This window comes from Rheinheimera faecalis (genome assembly GCF_021290965.1).
GTDB classification, from domain to species: Bacteria; Pseudomonadota; Gammaproteobacteria; order Enterobacterales; family Alteromonadaceae; genus Pararheinheimera; species Pararheinheimera faecalis.
Genome location: NZ_JAJOYT010000001.1, coordinates 698,570 through 716,041, shown reverse-complemented (window position 1 = coordinate 716,041; position 17,472 = coordinate 698,570). Strand labels below are relative to the sequence as shown.

Here is a 17,472-nt window from a genome sequence, read left to right as displayed (position 1 = left end):
TTTATGAAATTGAGTTATTCACTGCTGACTGCCGCACTCTTCTGTGGTGTGCATACAGCCCCGGCACAGGCTACAGATAACTTCGCTGTGTTGTATCAACAGCAGATTGCTCCTTTCTGGCAAGGCGTCGCGCCGCAGAAATTGGAGTTGCAGGACGGCACCAGCTTGCACTATGTATTGGTTAAGCCGGAACAGAGTGGGCTGGAGCAAGTAAAGGCCACAGTCGTAGTGGTTAATGGCCGCACTGAATCCTATCTGAAGTATCAGGAACTGGCTTATGAGCTGACACAACAAGGCTATCAGGTGCTGATGTTTGATCACCGGGGGCAGGGAGTATCGACTCGCTTAACAGATAATCCACACAAAGGGCATATCGAAGATTTTCAGCAGTATATTGATGATATGCATCAACTGGTCAGTCGGGTTGCACTGGTGGATAAAGAGCAAGCAGAGAAAAAGCTACCTTTATACCTGCTAGGTCATTCTATGGGCGGAGCTATCAGTACCTTGTATTTGCAGCAGCACCCTGATGTATTTCAAAAAGCGGCGCTGTCTGCACCTATGCACGGTATTAATGGCAAGCTGGCCTATGACGAGTGGGATGCCTGTCGTCTGGCATCAACAGTGACATTGTTTTCCACAGAAGGTTACGCAGGTTTTGCGGACAAGCCTTATGCCGCAGGGCCTTTTGAAGGTAATGAGCTTACTGGGTCAAAAGAGCGTTATCAGTGGATGCAAACTTTGTATCAGGATAATCCGCAGCTGCAATTAGGTGGCGCCACCTGGGGCTGGCTTGATCAGGCGTGCGCCGTATTACCTGATATGCAACAGCAGTCAGACAAGATTAAAATTCCTGTGCTGGTGATGCAGGCAGAGCTGGATACGCTAGTGTCAGCAACAGCACAGCAAGAGTTTTGCGCTGTACTGGCAAATAATCCAAACTCAGGTTGTGTGGGTGGCTTGCAGCAAATTAAAGGCGCAAAACATGAACTCTTGTTTGAGCAGGATGAAATTCGTCAGCAAGTGCTTGAGAAGGTGCTGACGCATTTCGCATCGGAGTAACAGCGCTTAGCCTGTGAGATATCGCTTTAACAAAGCAAACAAAAAGGCCACCTTGCGGTGGCCTTTCTTTTTGGTTTTAAACCAGCTTATTCAGCTGAACCAGGTTTTGTCATAGGAGCAACACTCATCTGACGGGCAGAGGCAGAGCCACCTGGACGTTCAGAGCTGATGACCAGTGGTCGTTCGCTGTTATCCATGCTGGTTGTCTGAGGTGCTGCTTCAACAGTAGCCGGAGCTTCAGCTTTGGCAACAGGTTTAGTCATATCCGCAGTCACCATTTTTGCGTATCTGTTACCAGCAGCAACCGGAGCTTTCACTTCAGCTACTACTTTTTTCGCAGGCGCTTTACGTGTTTTGGCTTTTGGAGCTTCTTCAGCAACAGGTGCAGTTTCAACGGCCGGAGCAGGTTCAGCAGCAACTGGAGTAGCTTCCACTACTGGCGCTGGTTCAGCAACAGGTGCAGCTTCAACGACCGGAGCTGGTTCAGCAGCAACAGGAGCAGCTTCAACCACTGGCGCTGGTTTAGCAGCAACTGGAGCAGTTTCAACGACCGGAGCTGGTTTAGCAGCAACAGGTGTAGCTTCAACCACTGGCGCTGGTTCAACAGCAACAGGAGCAGCTTCAACGACTGGAGCTGGTTTAGCTTCAACAACAGCCACTTCTTTCGCTTCTTCTGCGATAGGCAGATCCAGTTGCTGTTCAGTGCTTACCACAGCGTCCTGATCTTCAGGGTAACGGGCAGCTAGAGCTTCTTCAGCTTCCTGGTCCTGTTGCTCTTTTTTACGTTTCTGACCAGCAGCACGTAAATGACGAGGAGAACGACGGCTGCGGCTACGGCCTTCAGCTGCTTCTTTTTCCGCATCAGTGCCTTCTGCACCAGTTGTTTCACCAGCATCAGTATCCACAGAGTCAGCTTCAACAGCATCAGCCTGAACAGGTGCTTCAATCACTGCAACTGCTTCGTTAACTGGCGCTGCTGCAATTTCTGCTGCTGCAGTGTCGATGGCGACAGGAGCAACTACCGGGGTTTCAATAACAGGTGTAGCTACAATAGCTGCTTCAACTGCAACTGCTTCAACGCCTTCTTTTTCATGACGTACAGACTTGCGCATCTGACGGCGTTGACGGCGTTCAACAATCTTAGTGCTGTGCTCTTCGTCGTGGTCTACGGCTTTGACCGGAGCTGGACGTTCTGATACAGGTTTCTTCTGTTCCGGACGTTCAGTACGTTCTGGTCTTTCAGTGCGCTCTGGTCGTTCACCACGTTCAGCTCGCTCTGTGCGCTCTCCACGTTCCGGGCGTTCACCACGTTCCTGACGAGGTTTATCCTGTCTTGGAGCTCGTTGTTCCTGGTTACGCTCATTAGTGCGCTCAGCTTTCGCTGGAGCTGTGTTGTCGTCTTTTGCAACTTTGTCATCCCCTTCCTGACGGCGGCGATTCTTGTTGTTACGACGTCTGTTGTTATCACGGTTATTACTGCGGCGTGGTGCTTCTTCCACTTTTTTCTCTGGTACTGGTGCAGCAGCGAATAAAGATTTAAACCAACCCACCACAGAATCAACCAGGCTTGGGCCTGCATCTTTTACTTCAGCTACTTCAACTTTGCGAGATGCAGCAGCTACAGCTGGCGCGGCAGAGGCAGAAGCTTCAGCCATATTAATGGCGGATACTGCTGGTTTTTCTTTGACGTTTTCGCCGATTGGGTGATAGACAGCACTGCCGATAGCAGGAGCTTTCACCATGTTGTAGCTGGACTCTTCAATCTCTTCGTCGATACGGATGCGCGTCACTTCGTAGTTTGGCGTTTCCATATGTTCGTTAGGAATGATGTAAATCCGGATACCATGACGGCTTTCAATACGACGTACTGAATCACGTTTTTCATTCATCAGGTAAGTGGCAACAGAGACCGGCACCTGAGCATGAATTTGACTGGTGTTGTCTTTAATGGCTTCTTCTTCGATTAAACGTAAAATCGACAGAGCTGAAGACTCAGTGCTGCGGATAGTGCCGCGGCCATGACAACGTGGACAAACGTGAGTGGCAGATTCGCCCAACGAAGGACGTAAACGCTGACGTGACATTTCCAGTAAACCAAAACGTGAAATGCGGCCAATCTGAACGCGGGCACGGTCTTGTTTTACGGCGTCTTTTAAGCGGTTTTCTACTTCACGTTGATGACGAACTGGCGTCATATCGATGAAGTCGATCACAATCAAACCACCTAAGTCACGTAAACGTAATTGACGGGCAATTTCATCTGCGGCTTCTAAGTTGGTATTAAAGGCTGTTTCTTCGATGTCACCACCTTTAGTTGCTTTTGACGAGTTGATGTCAATAGCAGTTAAGGCTTCAGTGCTGTCGATGACAATAGAGCCACCAGAAGGTAAACGCACTTCACGGCGGAAAGCGGATTCAATCTGAGTTTCAATCTGGAAATGCATAAACAGCGGCACTTCGCCCTGATACATTTTGACGCGGTGGGCAAAATCAGGACGGAACTGCTGAATATAAACTTTGGCTTCTTCGAAAATACGTGGGTTGTCGATCAGTATTTCACCGACATCACGGCGCAGGTAATCACGAATAGCGCGGAATACCACGTTGCTTTCCTGATGGATCAGAAATGGAGCAGGGCGGTTTTGGGCTTCGTGAGTAATAGCAGACCAGTGCTTTAATAAAGCTTTTAAGTCGTAATCCAACTCTTCGTGAGATTTACCCACACCAGCGGTACGAACAATTAAACCCATGCCGTCTGGCAGTTGTAATTGATCCAGCGAGTCTTTTAAATCCTGACGCTCGTCACCTTCAATACGACGGGAAATACCACCGGCGCGAGGATTGTTAGGCATCAGTACTAAATAAGAACCAGCTAAAGAGATGAATGTGGTTAAGGCTGCGCCTTTTTGGCCACGTTCTTCTTTATCGATCTGGATAATAACTTCCTGACCTTCTTTGACCACTTCTTTAATGTTTGGGCGACCATCAAAGGTATAACCGGCAGGGAAATATTCGCGGGAGATTTCTTTCAGAGGTAAAAAGCCATGGCGTTCAGAGCCATAATCAACAAAAGCTGCTTCCAGACTGGGCTCAACCCGGGTGATTCTTCCTTTGTAGATGTTTGCTTTTTTCTGTTCGTGTCCTGGGCTTTCGATATCCAGGTCGTATAATTTTTGTCCATCGACAAGTGCTACGCGGATTTCTTCTTCCTGCGTGGCGTTAATTAACATTCTTTTCATTGTTTTGTGACTCTATTACATAGGCCACAACGCAACGACATCCTGCGTCCGCGTTTCAGATGGTCAAACATATCAATGCTGCAGTCTCTCGACTGGGAATGCTTGAGCTAACTCATTTTATACTTTTGCTGGTTAGCGTTACCTGGAGTTGACTGCATTTGCTCTGCCTATTTAGTGGGTTCTGAGCCCAACCTGGTTTGCGTGCTTGTCGACCTACTCTAACTTAAACCTGCTTCAGTATATTTGGCGCCGCCTTGTCAGGGCCGCACTTAAATGTTTTTTGCTGTGATCTGACACAGAGATCGCGCGATACCGCGCTGCGTTGTCGCAATTTTTTTTTGCCTAAGTGACCGGAATCTGTGTTTTGTCTCTGTCAGTAATAAATTACGCAGCATTACTTCAGACAAATTAGCGTTATTCTCGCCCGCAGAGTATAAATACGTTGGTTTTCCCAACGAATTCGGTATGATCTGCCTCCCGAACGGTGCCTCACATTTTCTCTTACGTCACTTTGAGCGCCCTAATTGCCATTTTTGGCATAATTAGCCCGATAATTATCCCACTAATTAGCGACCAATAGCAACTTAATTTAAGCTTAGCAGAGTAACTGAAACGCATGACTGAAAATATCAAAACTCCGGTGCAATATATTGATGTAGAAGACGATTATTCCGGTCAACGCATAGATAACTTCTTAATGGCACGGCTGAAGAGCGTACCAAAGAGTGTGATTTATCGGGTTTTGCGCAAAGGTGAAGTGCGGGTTAATAAAAAAAGAATAAAACCTGAGTACAAACTGCAAGCCGGTGATCAGGTACGGGTGCCGCCACTGGTGGTTCATGACGAGCCGGAAAAAGAGCCGGTGTCGACTGGCCTGGCTATGGTGAAAAACCTGGAAAGCCATATTCTTTTTGAAGACAACGATTTAATCGTACTGAACAAACCTACGGGTATGGCAGTGCATGGTGGCAGCGGTTTATCTTTTGGTGTGATTGAAGCATTAAGGGCATTACGTCCAACTGCCCGTCATCTTGAACTGGTGCATCGTTTAGACCGTGATACCTCAGGTTGTTTATTGATTGCAAAAAAACGTTCTGTGCTGACCAATCTGCACGAACAGCTGCGTCTCAAAACAGTAGAGAAAAAATACTGGGCTTTAGTGGCAGGTCAGTGGGACAGCAAAATCAAAAAAGTCACAGATCCGCTGCGCAAAAACACCTTACAAAGTGGCGAGCGTGTGGTGAAAGTGGATGAAGCTTTAGGTAAACCTTCAGAAACCCGCTTTAAAATTCTGCAGCGCTACGAGGAAGGTACTTTAGTTGAAGCTTTCCCTGTGACTGGTCGTACTCACCAAATTCGTGTGCATACCGCCTGTAAAGGTCATGCCATTGCCTGTGATGACAAATACGGTGATAACGAATTTACCTCACAAATGCAGAAGCTGGGTTTAAACCGTTTGTATTTGCATGCCAAAACTCTGACTTTTACCCATCCGGGCACTGGTAAGCTATTAACCTGCGAAGCGCCTTTAGACAATGCACTAAGCAGTGTGCTTGAAAAACTGAAGAGAAAATAAGCATGAGTTCGGATATAGCTTTAGTCGTCTTTGACTGGGACGGCACAGTGATGGATTCAGTGGGTCGTATTGTCTCCTCGATGCGCTCCGCTGCAGAGCTCTCTGGTTTAGTGGTGCCAACTGAACATCAGGTGAAACAAATTATTGGTCTGAGCCTGGACCCTGTGTTTGATATTTTATTCCCTGGTATCAACGGCACGCAGCGCCAGACTGTGTTTGAACATTACCGCGACCAGTATTTATCGCATGAACATCCGCCTACCCCTTTATTCGAAGGGGCAGAGCAGGTGATGCAGGAGCTGAAGCAACAAGGCATGTTGTTAGCTGTAGCGACAGGCAAAGCACGCAAAGGTTTAAAGCGGATGTTTGAAGAAACCGGATTAGAACCGTACTTCACCACCAGCCGCTGCGCCGATGAAGCAGAATCGAAGCCCAGCCCTGATATGCTAAAGCAAATTCTGGCGGAACTGAACTTACCCGCTCACCGCGCTATTATGGTCGGCGACACTATTCACGATATGGCAATGGCGCAAGCTATAGAGATGCCACGTATTGGGGTTACTCATGGTGTGCATGGCAGGGAAGAGTTAAGCCGTTATCAACCTAAAGCGATAATTGATTCGCTGCCAGAGCTGTTAACGGCGCTTTAATTGAAAGTTCAAACTTTAGATATCGATTAAAGAATTGAATAAAACGCTTTCGCCGAAGGCGAGCCTCTTTCTTTTGCGTCGCCAAAAGAAAGAGGCGCAAAGAAAAGGCGACCCTGGCCGCTTCGAAAGCAGCGGCTAAGGGGAGGGTGTTAGTAGTTATATGTGCTGTGTTTAAAGGATCTGATCAAGGTTGCGTTAGCAAATCCCTGCCTTCGTTTCTTAGCATCTCTAATAAACGAATCAGTGGCAGGCCTATTAAGCTGTTTGGGTCGTCGCCTTCGAGCTTTTCAAACAAACTGATACCCAAACCTTCGCTTTTAAAGCTACCAGCGGAGTTTAGTGGTTGCTCTCTCTCTATATAGGTAAGAATTTCGGTGTCTGTTAATTCACGAAAATGCACTTTAAAAGGCTCAACACAAAGCTGATGTTGTTTGGTTTGTGCGTTGACCAGAGCCAGGCCAGTTAAAAAGGTCACACAATGGCCGCTGAAGCTTTTTAACTGTTTATAGGCATTTTCGGCGGTATGAGGTTTACCGAGGATTTGACCGTTAAACACAGCCACCTGGTCTGAACCTATGACTAAACCTTCAGTCAGGTTATTGGCCACAGCTTGTGCTTTTAATACAGCTAAGCGGCTAACCAGTTGTTCCGGTGTTTCACCAGGCAGAGCTGTTTCGTCTACATCAGGTTTTGCGGTAGAAAAGTTCGGTGTAAGTTTTTCCAATAAAGCCTTACGATACACAGAAGTAGAGGCTAAATATAAAGCTTGAGTTGACATAAAAGCACCTCGTTGGGACAATGCGCCGCACTATACCCTTCCTACCTGAAGTTGCAACTTTGTTGACTGCGCTTTTTCGCCCCAATCACATAGTTTATCTATGCTCATGGGGTCTCAAAAGCTTGTCGTCGCGCTGCAACATCAGTTACTTTGGGTAGATTAAGCCAGAACGGCCGTCAGAACAGCGGTTTAGGCGGGAATAATTAACAAAAAAGAGGCAGGAATCCTTTGACAGCTTTAGCCTCGATCTATATGATGCGCGCCTTATGCAAAAGGTAAAAATTCCAATTACCCTTGATCCAACCCGAGCTGCGCAGAAACGTGCAACCTTTGATGGTATAGTTCCTCTGGTTACTTTAACCAGATTAACTGACTCGTTAGTAAGTTCTGAGGGTGATGTAGACGTAGTAGTAAATTGTGGAACTGATGAACAGGGTTTGGTCTTCATTGAAGCTCATGCTCGTTGTCAGGTACAAGTGAAGTGTGAACGCTGTAGCGAACACATGAGCCTGGAACTGAACACCAGTTTTGCATACACTCCAATTCGGAGTGACAAAGATTCGGCTCATGACGATATTCCAGAGCGCTACGAAGTGGTCGAAAAAAACGAACACGGCGAAGTTAACTTGAGGCAATTGGTTGAGGACGAATTAATTCTGGCTTTACCCTTGTTTCCGATGCACGACGAAGGATCTTGTGATCCAACCAAAGTGCAGATGAGCTGGGGAGAAATAGAACCGGAACCAGAAAAACCGAACCCATTTGCAATATTGCAAGAATTGAAGAAAAAATAGTTTTTTTAGGAGAAAGGCAATGGCTGTACAGCAAAACAAAAAATCTCGTGCAAGACGTGACATGCGTCGTTCTCATGATGCGTTGACTGGGCCAACGCTGTCTGTAGACGCAACTTCAGGTGAGACGCACCGTCGTCACCACATCACTGAAGATGGTTACTACAAAGGTCGTAAAGTAATTAAGTAAGTTTGGATGCACTCGTTGCAACCACTACGACTTAAAATAGCTTTAGACATGATGGGGGGCGACCATGGCCCCCAATCAACTATTCCTGCAGCTATAGAAGCGCTGTGTGAATACCCCCATGTAGATTTAGTTCTGTGTGGCGATTCTGAAATTCTTACCCATGAATTAGAACAAGCCGGATATTTAAACCATCCTCAGCTTTCTGTTCAGCATGCTTCCCAAACTGTTCTGATGACCGACAAACCTTCTGTGGCTTTGCGCAACAAGCGCCAGTCGTCGATGCGTATTGCTCTGGATCTCGTCGAACAAAACAAAGTGGCCGCTTGCGTCAGTGCCGGTAATACCGGGGCTTTGATTGCTATGGCGCATTTTGTATTGAAGATGCTGAACGGTGTTGAACGTCCTGCTTTAATAAGTAGCCTGCCTTCTACTGTCGGCAGTCCGGTTTTTATGCTGGATTTGGGCGCTACGGTCAATTGTGATTCAGACACCTTGTTCCAGTTTGCCGTGATGGGCGCTGTGATGGCTGAAGAGGTGGAAGGCATAGTCAAACCCAAAGTGGCTTTGCTGAACATGGGCGAAGAAGAAATCAAAGGTTCGGATCAAATCAAGCGAACCTCCTTACTCTTATCCGAATGTGCGGATATCAATTACATTGGCTATATCGAAGGCAATGACATTTTTTCCGGCAAAGCTGACGTTATAGTTTGTGATGGCTTTGTTGGCAATGTAGCGCTGAAAACCTGTGAAGGTGTAGCGAAACTCATCTTAAAACGCTTAGAAACTGCACTGAAAAACTCCATGTCTGCTCAACTTTTCGGCTGGTTAATCAAACCTTTCCTGAAAAGTATGTCTTTAGGCGTGAACCCCGACCAGTATAACGGGGCAAGTCTGATAGGATTGCGCGGAATTGTAGTGAAGAGTCATGGAAATGCGACAAAAGAAGCATTTCTTAGTGCCATCCGTCAGGCCGTGCGCGAGGTTGAACGCCAGGTGCCGGTGAAGATCAAAGACAGGCTGGAACACGTATTAATTGACAAAGCGTAGGGCCCAATGTATTCACGCATTATTGGAACCGGAAGTTACTTTCCGTCTCAGGTCAGAACCAATGCTGATCTCGAAACCATGGTTGAAACCACAGACGAGTGGATCATCGAACGTACCGGTATCAAAGAACGCCGCATTATAGGTGACAACGAAACTGTCGCTACTATGGGAGCTCAGGCTGCATTAAAAGCTATTGAAGCAGCTGGCATCGACAAAAACTCCATCGACATGATAGTACTGGCGACTACCAGTGCTTCCCGTGCTTTGCCAAGTGCAGCCTGCGAAGTGCAGCGTGAACTGGATATGCCTGGCATTCCGGCTTTTGACGTTGCAGCAGCCTGTGCTGGCTTTTGTTATGCCTTAAGTATTGCTGACCAGTATGTAAAAAGTGGCATGGCAAAACGAGTGCTGGTGATAGGCTCAGATTGTTTATCGCGTTTAATGAGCCCTGAAGATCGTAGCATGGTGATTTTATTTGGTGATGCTGCAGGTGCTGTGATTTTAGAAGCATCAGAGCAGCCAGGTATTTTATCCACTCATATTCATGCTGACGGTAAATACTCAGAATTATTGTATGTCGACAACCCTATACGTGGTGTCGAAGCTTCAGTGCATAATTCCTGGGGCGCGATGAAAGGCAACGAAGTATTTAAAGTTGCAGTCACCCGTTTATCTGAAGTGGTCGAGCAAACCCTTGCTGCCAACAATATGGATAAATCCCAAATCGACTGGTTAGTGCCACATCAGGCCAACCTGCGCATTATCTCCGCTGTGGCCCGTAAACTGGATATGTCGATGGATCAGGTGGTGATTAACCTCGACCGTTATGGCAACACTTCAGCTGCGACAGTGCCTACAGCCTTAGATGAAGCTGTGCGTGATGGTCGTATCCAGCGTGGACAAACTATTTTGCTCGAAGCATTTGGCAGCGGTTTTGCCTGGGCTTCTGCTTTAATACGTTATTAACGATAGTACGAGAATATTGCGAGAACAATGATGAACAACAAACTTGCATTGGTATTTCCAGGACAGGGTTCACAAAGCGTAGGCATGTTAGCCGAACTTCATGCTGAATTTGCCACTGTTCGCGACACCTTCGCCGAAGCCTCTGCGGCTTTAGGTTATGACTTATGGGCCTTAGTGGCCAATGGTCCTGATACAGCATTAAACGAAACACACCGTACTCAACCTGCCTTATTAACAGCCTCTGTTGCTGTGTATAGAGTATGGCTGGAGCAGGGCGGCGCGACTCCTGCTTATTTAGCTGGTCACTCTTTAGGTGAATATTCAGCTTTAGTTTGTGCTGGTGTATTAAACCTGGCCGATGCAGTCAAGCTGGTGGAAAAACGTGGTCAGTATATGCAACTGGCTGTGCCTGCCGGTACTGGTGCTATGTCAGCCATTATAGGCCTGGACGATGCGCTGATTGCTAAAGCCTGTGCTGAAGCGGCACAAGGTGAAGTGGTTTCTCCTGTCAACTTCAACTCGCCTGGCCAGGTGGTGATTGCTGGTAATAAAGCTGCTGTTGAACGTGCAAATGAACTTTGTAAAGCCGCTGGTGCCAAACGTGCGCTGCCTTTACCTGTGTCTGTGCCGTCACACTGCGCTTTAATGAAGCCTGCAGCAGATAAACTGGCAGATGATTTAAACAGTATTTCGTTTCATACAGCTGTCATACCTGTAGTGAACAATGTCGACGTTAGTGCTGCAGCTGATGCCGCTGCAATAAAAGATGCATTGGTACGTCAGCTGTATAGTCCGGTGCGCTGGACAGAAAGTATAGAGTTTTTAGCTGCACAAGGCGTGGACACAGTGATTGAACTGGGTGCAGGCAAGGTATTAAGTGGCTTAATTAAACGTATTAATAAAGAGCTGAACACGGCTTCAGTGACAGATGTAGCGTCATTAAAAGACGCTTTAGCTGCAGAATAAAAGGCTTACATAGAATGACGACTCCATTTATTTCGTTAGAAGGTCAGGTGGCCCTAGTCACGGGCGCAAGCCGTGGCATAGGTCGCGCTATTGCTGAACAATTAGCCGCTTTAGGCGCTAAAGTGGTTGGAACTGCAACAACTGAATCAGGTGCAGCAGCAATTTCCGCTTATTTAGGTGACAAAGGTCAGGGCCTGGTGTTAAATGTCGGCGATACAGCTTCTATTGAGCAGTGTTTAGAGACTATTAAAGCTCAGTTTGGCGATATTGATATTCTGGTGAACAACGCTGGTATTACCCGCGATAACCTGTTGATGCGCATGAAAGAAGAAGAATGGTTCGACATCATGCAAACCAATTTGACATCAGTGTACCGTTTAAGTAAAGCTGTGCTGCGTAGCATGATGAAAAAGCGTCACGGCCGGATCATCAGCATAGGTTCAGTGGTTGGTTCTATGGGCAATGCGGGTCAGACGAACTATGCTGCAGCGAAAGCGGGCGTGTTAGGTTTCACCAAGTCATTGGCCAGAGAAGTGGCCTCCCGTGGTATCACGGTGAACGCTGTTGCACCAGGTTTTATCGACACCGATATGACCAAAGAATTGTCAGAAGAGCAAAAAGAAGCAATTTTCAGCCAGGTCCCGGCGAATCGTCTGGGCCAGCCGGAAGAAATAGCAGCCGCTGTAGCCTTTTTGGCTTCAGGTCCGGCAGCATATATTACGGGTGAAACCATCCATATCAACGGCGGTATGTATATGGTGTAAGCCATAGCCGATGTGATTGAAGTTGTATTTCAGCTTCAGGAACTAAGGCTATTAGCCAAAGTAATTGGAGTTGCAGCGCGACGACAAGCGAAGAGTCCCCATGAACATAGTTGTCCTATGTGATTGGGGCGACAGAGCGAAGTCAACAAAGCTGCGGCTTCAAGGGCGAAGGCTAATGGTTTGACCAGCAGGAAAAGCTAATGGCTTTACTTGCAACAAATCAGGCTAACGCATAAACTAGCCGCCACACAAAATTGCACCAATTGTTGCGATTTACATGAGAAAAAGGAAGAAAAGATGAGCAACATCGAAGAACGCGTTAAAAAAATCATCATCGAGCAGTTAGGCGTTAAAGAAGAAGAAGTGAAGCACGAATCTTCTTTCGTTGACGATTTAGGCGCTGACTCTCTGGACACAGTAGAATTAGTTATGGCTCTGGAAGAAGAATTCGACACAGAGATCCCAGACGAAGAAGCTGAAAAAATTACAACGGTACAGTCTGCTATCGACTATATCAAGGCCCACGCTGAGTAAGCGTTGAGCTGACAAAACGGGTAGCCTCTGCTACCCGTTTTTGTTTCTGAAGCTGTCCGCTACGTATTCAGTACAGAGGCGGATCAGCAATAGAGAATAAATTAGACTGCGGAGGATTCTGTGGCAAAACGTCGAGTGGTTGTGACGGGCTTAGGTATGCTAACGCCCCTGGGGAACGATGTAACATCGACCTGGCAGGCTTTATTACAAGGTCAAAGTGGAATAGCGCTGTTTGATCATATTGATCCAGAGGCTTACACCACCAAATTTGCTGGTTTAGTCAAAAATTTTGACGTCGAACAGTTTTTCCCGGCCAAAGAAGCCAAAAAAATGGATTTATTTATCCAGTACGGTGTCGCTGCCGGTGTGCAGGCCTTTCGGGATTCCGGACTGGAAATTAACGAAGAAAATGCCGAACGTATTGGTGTTGCTGTAGGTTCAGGTATTGGTGGTTTAGGTTTAATTGAAGAAAACCACACCAAATTACTGAACAGCGGCCCACGTCGGTTATCGCCGTTTTTTGTGCCTTCTACCATTATCAACATGATTTCAGGCCATTTATCCATCATGTTAGGTCTGCAAGGTCCAAATATCAGTATTGTCACCGCTTGTACTACAGGTGTGCATAACATTGGTCAGGCTGCCCGTATGATTGCTTACGGTGATGCGGACGCGATGATTGCCGGTGGTGCAGAAAAAGCATCTACTACTTTAGGTATGGGTGGTTTTGGTGCCGCCCGTGCTTTATCCACCCGTAACGATGCGCCACAACAGGCCAGTCGTCCATGGGATAAAGACCGTGACGGTTTTGTATTAGGCGACGGAGCTGGTGTTGTGGTACTGGAAGAGTACGAACATGCTAAAGCCCGTGGTGCAAAAATATACGCTGAACTGGTAGGTTTTGGTATGAGTGGCGATGCCTATCATATGACATCACCGCCGGAAAATGGTCGTGGCGCTGCTTTGGCAATGAAAAATGCTTTACGTGATGCGGGTATTAACGCCGATCAGGTGCAGTATATCAATGCGCACGGCACGTCCACACCAGCGGGTGACATAGCGGAAACTATGGCGATTAAATCTATTTTTGGTGCAAAACCAGAAGGTTTAATGGTCAGTTCCAGCAAGTCGATGATGGGGCACTTATTGGGTGCTGCAGGTTCTGTTGAATCTATCATCACGATCTTGTCACTGATCGATCAAAAAGTCTCTCCAACCATCAACCTGGATAATCCGGACGAAGGTTGTGACTTAGATTATGTACCGCATACGGCCCGAGATGCCAAAATGGAATACGCTTTATGTAATTCCTTTGGTTTCGGCGGCACTAACGGTTCTATTCTGTTTAAGAAAATCTAAAATTAGAGGGTCAGAGCTTTAGCTCTGACCCTACTATCGATTGTTTAATTCAAACTCCTGCTGTTCTAGCCATTTTTGAGTCTGATACAAGACTCGGCACCTGCATTCCCAAAGTCATTGATTTCAGGCATACTTTCGGCCAGATTTTTACAGAAGCTTTGGATGGGTATTGATGCTTTATCTGCAGGCACCCGGCAGCACAGATCGCAGCTTTCAGTATGGTGACGGGCTTTTTACCACAGTAAGGGTAAAAGGTGGCAAAGCTATGCTGTGGGATTTGCATCTGCAGCGTTTAGTATCGGGCGCCAAAGCTTTGCTGATCCATTCTTTTGATACGGATGAGCTCACAGCACAAGTCCAGCAGGCTATTTCAGCGCCTGATCAAGTGATTAAAATATTGATAAGCCGTGGTCAGGCAGGACGGGGTTATAGCCCCCAAGGTATTGAATCGCCTTGCTGTTATATCAGCACCGCAGCTTTACCTGATTACAGCAACTGGCAACAGCAGGGCATTCGCCTTGGCTTGGCAGGTTTTAAACTAGCACAACAACCTGCTTTGGCTGGTGTTAAGCACAACAACAGGCTGGAGCAAGTGTTGATTAAAGCCGAATTAGCTCAAAGTGATGTTGATGAGCTTGTGGTGCTGGACCAAAGTGATGCTGTGATTGAAGCGTCTGCTGCCAATCTGATGTTTTTCAAAGAGGGTCAATGGTTTACTCCTTCGCTGGATCAGGCTGGCGTGAATGGCGTGATGCGTCAGTATCTGATGACTCAGCTATCAGTGACAGAAGGTCGTTATCGCCTGGCTGATCTGCAGCAAGCGGAAGCCTTATTGATTTGTAATGCCCTGATGGGTGTAGTGCCGGTAAAGGAATTTGCCGGGCAAACTAAAAATATCGAACTGGTGCGTCAGTTTGTCAGCGGAGTTGAGCTTTGATCCGAACTATATTTGTAGTGCTGTTAGTCTCGCTGGTCAGTTTTTTTGGTTTAACCAATATCTGGCAACAATACAGCCAAAGCCGTTTGCCGCTGACAGAGGCTTATATAGAAATTAAAGCCGGCGACAGCGCGATGAAACTCTGTCGTAACTGGCAGCAGCAAAATCTGCTGAGCAACGCCCAGTGCCGTTGGTTATCCATTTATTTGCGAATACATCCTGAGCTTTCAAAGTTGCATCAGGGCGTGTACAGAGTACCCACTGATCAAAAACCAACCCGTTTATTACAAATGCTGCATTTGTTCGCCAGTGGCAAAGTGGCGCAGTTTGCGTTTAGCATTAAAGAAGGTGAAACCTTAAGCCAAAGCTTAAAGCGGTTAGCCGAAGCCGAATATTTACAGCATGATCTGACGGATAAAGCTGCATTAGTCGAACTGGCAAAGTGGCCTGAAGCCTGGGGCAATAAACCTGCCAATGCCGAAGCCCTGTTTTTTGCTGAAACCTACAATTACACAGCAAACAGCACCAGCACTGAATTATTAAGACGTGCCAACGAGCTGCTGATCCAAAGAGTGCAGCAGGCATGGGACAGCCGGCAAGCCAATTTACCTTACAAAACACCATATGAGCTGTTGACCATGGCATCCATTGTCGAGAAAGAAAGTGGCCATGAACCAGAAAAACCGCTGGTCAGCTCGGTTTTTGTCAATCGCTTAGCACTTGGCATGAAACTACAAACAGACCCAACTGTGATCTATGGTTTAGGTGATAGTTTCAATGGCGATATCACCAGAGCGGATTTAAAGAATCCGCACCTTTACAATACCTATCAGCATTTTGGCTTACCGCCGGGTCCAATAGCGGCGCCAAGTGGCAGTTCTATCATAGCTGCGGCTCAGCCTGCACAAAGTGACTGGCTGTATTTTGTCTCAAAAGGCGATGGCACCCATCAGTTTTCCCGTACTCTGGCAGAGCATAATGCCGCAGTGCAGCAATACATTTTTGGCAAGAAAGTTTTGGAAAAGAAAAAACAATGACAACTTTAGGTCGTTTTATTGTGGTGGAAGGGCTGGAAGGCGCGGGTAAAACCAGCGCTATCCGTACTATCCAGCAATGGCTGAACGAACATAACATCAAGTTTATCAGCACCCGTGAGCCAGGCGGCACACCTTTAGCCGAACAAATCCGCACGCTGGTCAAACAAGTGCAGGATGAAGTCGTGGCGCCTGAAACTGAATTATTGCTGATGTATGCATCCCGTGTGCAGCTGGTAAAAACTGTGATCCAGCCTGCCTTACAGCAAGGCAGCTGGGTGCTGGGTGACCGTCACGATTTATCGTCCCGCGCTTATCAGGGTGGTGGTCGTCAACTGGATGAAAGCCTGATCAACAGCATTCGTCAGGTAGTATTAGGTGATTTAACGCCGGATTTAACGCTGTATTTAGATATAGACCCTGCTATAGGTTTACAACGTGCTCAGGCTCGCGGTGAATTGGATCGTATTGAGCAGGAGCAACTGGCGTTTTTCCAGCGCACCCGGGCTAAGTATCTGCAAATCGCAGCCACTGAAGCCAATATAGTCACCATAGATGCCAGTCAGTCTATGGAGCTGGTGCAGCAACAGATACTGAATGCACTGCAACAGGCTTATCAAAGTGGATCTTTAAGCCGTGATGCAAAGGCTGATCTTGGCACAGATGTCTGATTTCCCCTGGCTGGACTCGTATCAATACAAACTGACTGAATTGGCAGAAGCAGGGCAGTTGCATCACGCTTTGTTGCTGACAGGCCCTGTTGGTATTGGCAAACTGGCGCTTGCCAAACGTCTGGCCGCTTATTTGTTATGTAAAAGCCCGCAACAGCAGTTGCCTTGTGGTTTATGTAAAAGTTGTCAGTTGATGGCCTCTGGTCATCACCCGGATCTGTGGCAATTACCGACAGAAGGCAGCAGCAGTATTGGCGTTGATCCGATACGAGCTTTGGGTCAGTTTATGCATGGTGCGTCACAGCAAGGTGGCGTCAAGCTGGCGCTTATTCCACAGGCTGAACTGATGACAGAAGCCGCGGCCAATGCTTTATTAAAAACCCTGGAAGAGCCACCACAAAACAGTTTTCTGATTTTACAAAGTGCTCATCCGGCGCAGCTGTTGCCTACTATTTTAAGCCGGTGTCAAAGCTGGGCTTTAGCGCCAGTGTATGGTGAACAGATTGAACACTGGTTGCAGGAACACAGCAGCAGGCCTGTACCGGAATTTTTACTGCAGTACGTCGGTGGTGCACCTTTATTAGCATTGAAATTATTAGAAAACGACGAAGCGGCAGCAATTTCTGCACAATTGGTTATGCTGAAGAAGTTCGTGTCTGCTCAGTTAGATATGTATGAGCTGCTGGCGCATTTACCTGACACTGAACAATTACCTTCGACCTTATTCTGGTTTGTACGACAGGAGTTGTGGCAAAAAGGCGCTGATATGCAGCTAAAACATCACCAGTTATTGTTGTCTTTGCAGCAATGGGGTCGTGACCGTCAGCTGATTACAGGGCAAAATGCCGCGCTGAATTTATCAGCCTTGCTGGTGCAACTCCGTTCGGCCTTGTTGTAACAGGAGCTAC

At 47.1% G+C, this 17,472-nt stretch carries 17 protein-coding genes; 15 read left to right on the top strand and 2 right to left on the bottom strand.

What is annotated here, in order from left to right:
• Positions 1-3 precede the first annotated feature (3 nt).
• Positions 4-1,062 (top strand): alpha/beta fold hydrolase, encoded by a 1,059-nt coding sequence (locus LSG34_RS03365; protein WP_233007387.1) that lies wholly within the window; start codon positions 4-6, stop codon positions 1,060-1,062.
• A gap of 86 nt (positions 1,063-1,148) precedes the next feature.
• Here LSG34_RS03365 and rne read toward each other — a convergent pair whose 3' ends face one another.
• Positions 1,149-4,301 (bottom strand): ribonuclease E, encoded by a 3,153-nt coding sequence (gene rne / locus LSG34_RS03360; RefSeq protein ID WP_233007386.1) that lies wholly within the window; start codon positions 4,299-4,301, stop codon positions 1,149-1,151.
• A 616-nt stretch (positions 4,302-4,917) separates the two neighbouring features.
• Between rne and rluC the strand changes: the two genes are divergently transcribed.
• Both rluC and LSG34_RS03350 read left to right on the top strand, forming a co-directional pair.
• Entirely contained in the window at positions 4,918-5,877 is a 960-nt protein-coding gene (rluC, locus tag LSG34_RS03355; protein WP_233007385.1) for a 23S rRNA pseudouridine(955/2504/2580) synthase RluC, read from the top strand.
• A gap of 2 nt (positions 5,878-5,879) precedes the next feature.
• The gene (locus LSG34_RS03350) at positions 5,880-6,527 is read left to right on the top strand and encodes an HAD family hydrolase (protein ID WP_233007384.1); all 648 of its coding nucleotides are present in this window, start codon (positions 5,880-5,882) and stop codon (positions 6,525-6,527) included.
• 184 nt (positions 6,528-6,711) lie between these two features.
• Here the strand turns inward: LSG34_RS03350 and LSG34_RS03345 are convergent, their stop codons facing one another.
• Positions 6,712-7,305 carry a Maf family protein gene (locus LSG34_RS03345; protein ID WP_233007383.1) on the bottom strand — a complete coding sequence of 198 codons (594 nt, stop codon included), beginning with the start codon at positions 7,303-7,305 and terminating at the stop codon, positions 6,712-6,714.
• A 266-nt stretch (positions 7,306-7,571) separates the two neighbouring features.
• Between LSG34_RS03345 and yceD the strand changes: the two genes are divergently transcribed.
• The 12 genes from yceD to holB all read left to right on the top strand — a co-directional run bounded on the left by yceD (position 7,572) and on the right by holB (position 17,462).
• Positions 7,572-8,099: a 23S rRNA accumulation protein YceD gene (gene yceD, locus LSG34_RS03340; protein ID WP_233007382.1), complete on the top strand. Its 528-nt coding sequence runs from the start codon at positions 7,572-7,574 to the stop codon at positions 8,097-8,099.
• Positions 8,100-8,118: 19 nt separating this feature from the next.
• Entirely contained in the window at positions 8,119-8,286 is a 168-nt protein-coding gene (gene rpmF / locus LSG34_RS03335; protein WP_008898943.1) for a 50S ribosomal protein L32, read from the top strand.
• A 6-nt stretch (positions 8,287-8,292) separates the two neighbouring features.
• A complete protein-coding gene (gene plsX / locus LSG34_RS03330) occupies positions 8,293-9,333 on the top strand; it encodes a phosphate acyltransferase PlsX (RefSeq protein WP_233007381.1) in 1,041 nt (346 codons plus the stop codon).
• A gap of 6 nt (positions 9,334-9,339) precedes the next feature.
• A complete protein-coding gene (locus LSG34_RS03325) occupies positions 9,340-10,299 on the top strand; it encodes a beta-ketoacyl-ACP synthase III (protein WP_233007380.1) in 960 nt (319 codons plus the stop codon).
• Between the two features lie 30 nt (positions 10,300-10,329).
• Complete coding sequence (gene fabD, locus LSG34_RS03320) at positions 10,330-11,265, top strand: ACP S-malonyltransferase (protein ID WP_233007379.1); 936 nt, start codon at positions 10,330-10,332, stop codon at positions 11,263-11,265.
• Positions 11,266-11,279: 14 nt separating this feature from the next.
• On the top strand, positions 11,280-12,029 hold the full coding sequence (gene fabG, locus LSG34_RS03315) for a 3-oxoacyl-ACP reductase FabG (RefSeq protein WP_233007378.1): 750 nt from the start codon (positions 11,280-11,282) through the stop codon (positions 12,027-12,029).
• Between the two features lie 297 nt (positions 12,030-12,326).
• A complete protein-coding gene (gene acpP, locus LSG34_RS03310) occupies positions 12,327-12,563 on the top strand; it encodes an acyl carrier protein (RefSeq protein ID WP_008898948.1) in 237 nt (78 codons plus the stop codon).
• Positions 12,564-12,683: 120 nt separating this feature from the next.
• A complete protein-coding gene (gene fabF, locus LSG34_RS03305) occupies positions 12,684-13,922 on the top strand; it encodes a beta-ketoacyl-ACP synthase II (RefSeq protein WP_233007377.1) in 1,239 nt (412 codons plus the stop codon).
• 172 nt (positions 13,923-14,094) lie between these two features.
• Positions 14,095-14,859 (top strand): aminodeoxychorismate lyase, encoded by a 765-nt coding sequence (gene pabC / locus LSG34_RS03300; protein WP_233007376.1) that lies wholly within the window; start codon positions 14,095-14,097, stop codon positions 14,857-14,859.
• On the top strand, positions 14,856-15,896 hold the full coding sequence (gene mltG / locus LSG34_RS03295; RefSeq protein WP_233007375.1) for an endolytic transglycosylase MltG: 1,041 nt from the start codon (positions 14,856-14,858) through the stop codon (positions 15,894-15,896). Before pabC ends, mltG begins: the two co-directional genes overlap by 4 nt.
• Positions 15,893-16,564, top strand: a complete 672-nt coding sequence (gene tmk / locus LSG34_RS03290; protein ID WP_233007374.1) for a dTMP kinase — start codon at positions 15,893-15,895, stop codon at positions 16,562-16,564. Before mltG ends, tmk begins: the two co-directional genes overlap by 4 nt.
• A complete protein-coding gene (gene holB, locus LSG34_RS03285; protein WP_233007373.1) occupies positions 16,533-17,462 on the top strand; it encodes a DNA polymerase III subunit delta' in 930 nt (309 codons plus the stop codon). The genes tmk and holB overlap by 32 nt, the downstream gene beginning before the upstream one ends.
• The last annotated feature ends 10 nt before the right edge of the window (positions 17,463-17,472 follow it).

Coding starts and splice junctions, on each gene's coding strand:
- LSG34_RS03365 (WP_233007387.1), top strand. CDS start 4: ATGAAATTGAGTTATTCACTGCTGACTGCCGCACTCTTCTGTGGTGTG.
- rne (WP_233007386.1), bottom strand. CDS start 4,301: ATGAAAAGAATGTTAATTAACGCCACGCAGGAAGAAGAAATCCGCGTA.
- rluC (WP_233007385.1), top strand. CDS start 4,918: ATGACTGAAAATATCAAAACTCCGGTGCAATATATTGATGTAGAAGAC.
- LSG34_RS03350 (WP_233007384.1), top strand. CDS start 5,880: ATGAGTTCGGATATAGCTTTAGTCGTCTTTGACTGGGACGGCACAGTG.
- LSG34_RS03345 (WP_233007383.1), bottom strand. CDS start 7,305: ATGTCAACTCAAGCTTTATATTTAGCCTCTACTTCTGTGTATCGTAAG.
- yceD (WP_233007382.1), top strand. CDS start 7,572: ATGCAAAAGGTAAAAATTCCAATTACCCTTGATCCAACCCGAGCTGCG.
- rpmF (WP_008898943.1), top strand. CDS start 8,119: ATGGCTGTACAGCAAAACAAAAAATCTCGTGCAAGACGTGACATGCGT.
- plsX (WP_233007381.1), top strand. CDS start 8,293: ATGCACTCGTTGCAACCACTACGACTTAAAATAGCTTTAGACATGATG.
- LSG34_RS03325 (WP_233007380.1), top strand. CDS start 9,340: ATGTATTCACGCATTATTGGAACCGGAAGTTACTTTCCGTCTCAGGTC.
- fabD (WP_233007379.1), top strand. CDS start 10,330: ATGAACAACAAACTTGCATTGGTATTTCCAGGACAGGGTTCACAAAGC.
- fabG (WP_233007378.1), top strand. CDS start 11,280: ATGACGACTCCATTTATTTCGTTAGAAGGTCAGGTGGCCCTAGTCACG.
- acpP (WP_008898948.1), top strand. CDS start 12,327: ATGAGCAACATCGAAGAACGCGTTAAAAAAATCATCATCGAGCAGTTA.
- pabC (WP_233007376.1), top strand. CDS start 14,095: ATGCTTTATCTGCAGGCACCCGGCAGCACAGATCGCAGCTTTCAGTAT.
- tmk (WP_233007374.1), top strand. CDS start 15,893: ATGACAACTTTAGGTCGTTTTATTGTGGTGGAAGGGCTGGAAGGCGCG.
- holB (WP_233007373.1), top strand. CDS start 16,533: ATGCAAAGGCTGATCTTGGCACAGATGTCTGATTTCCCCTGGCTGGAC.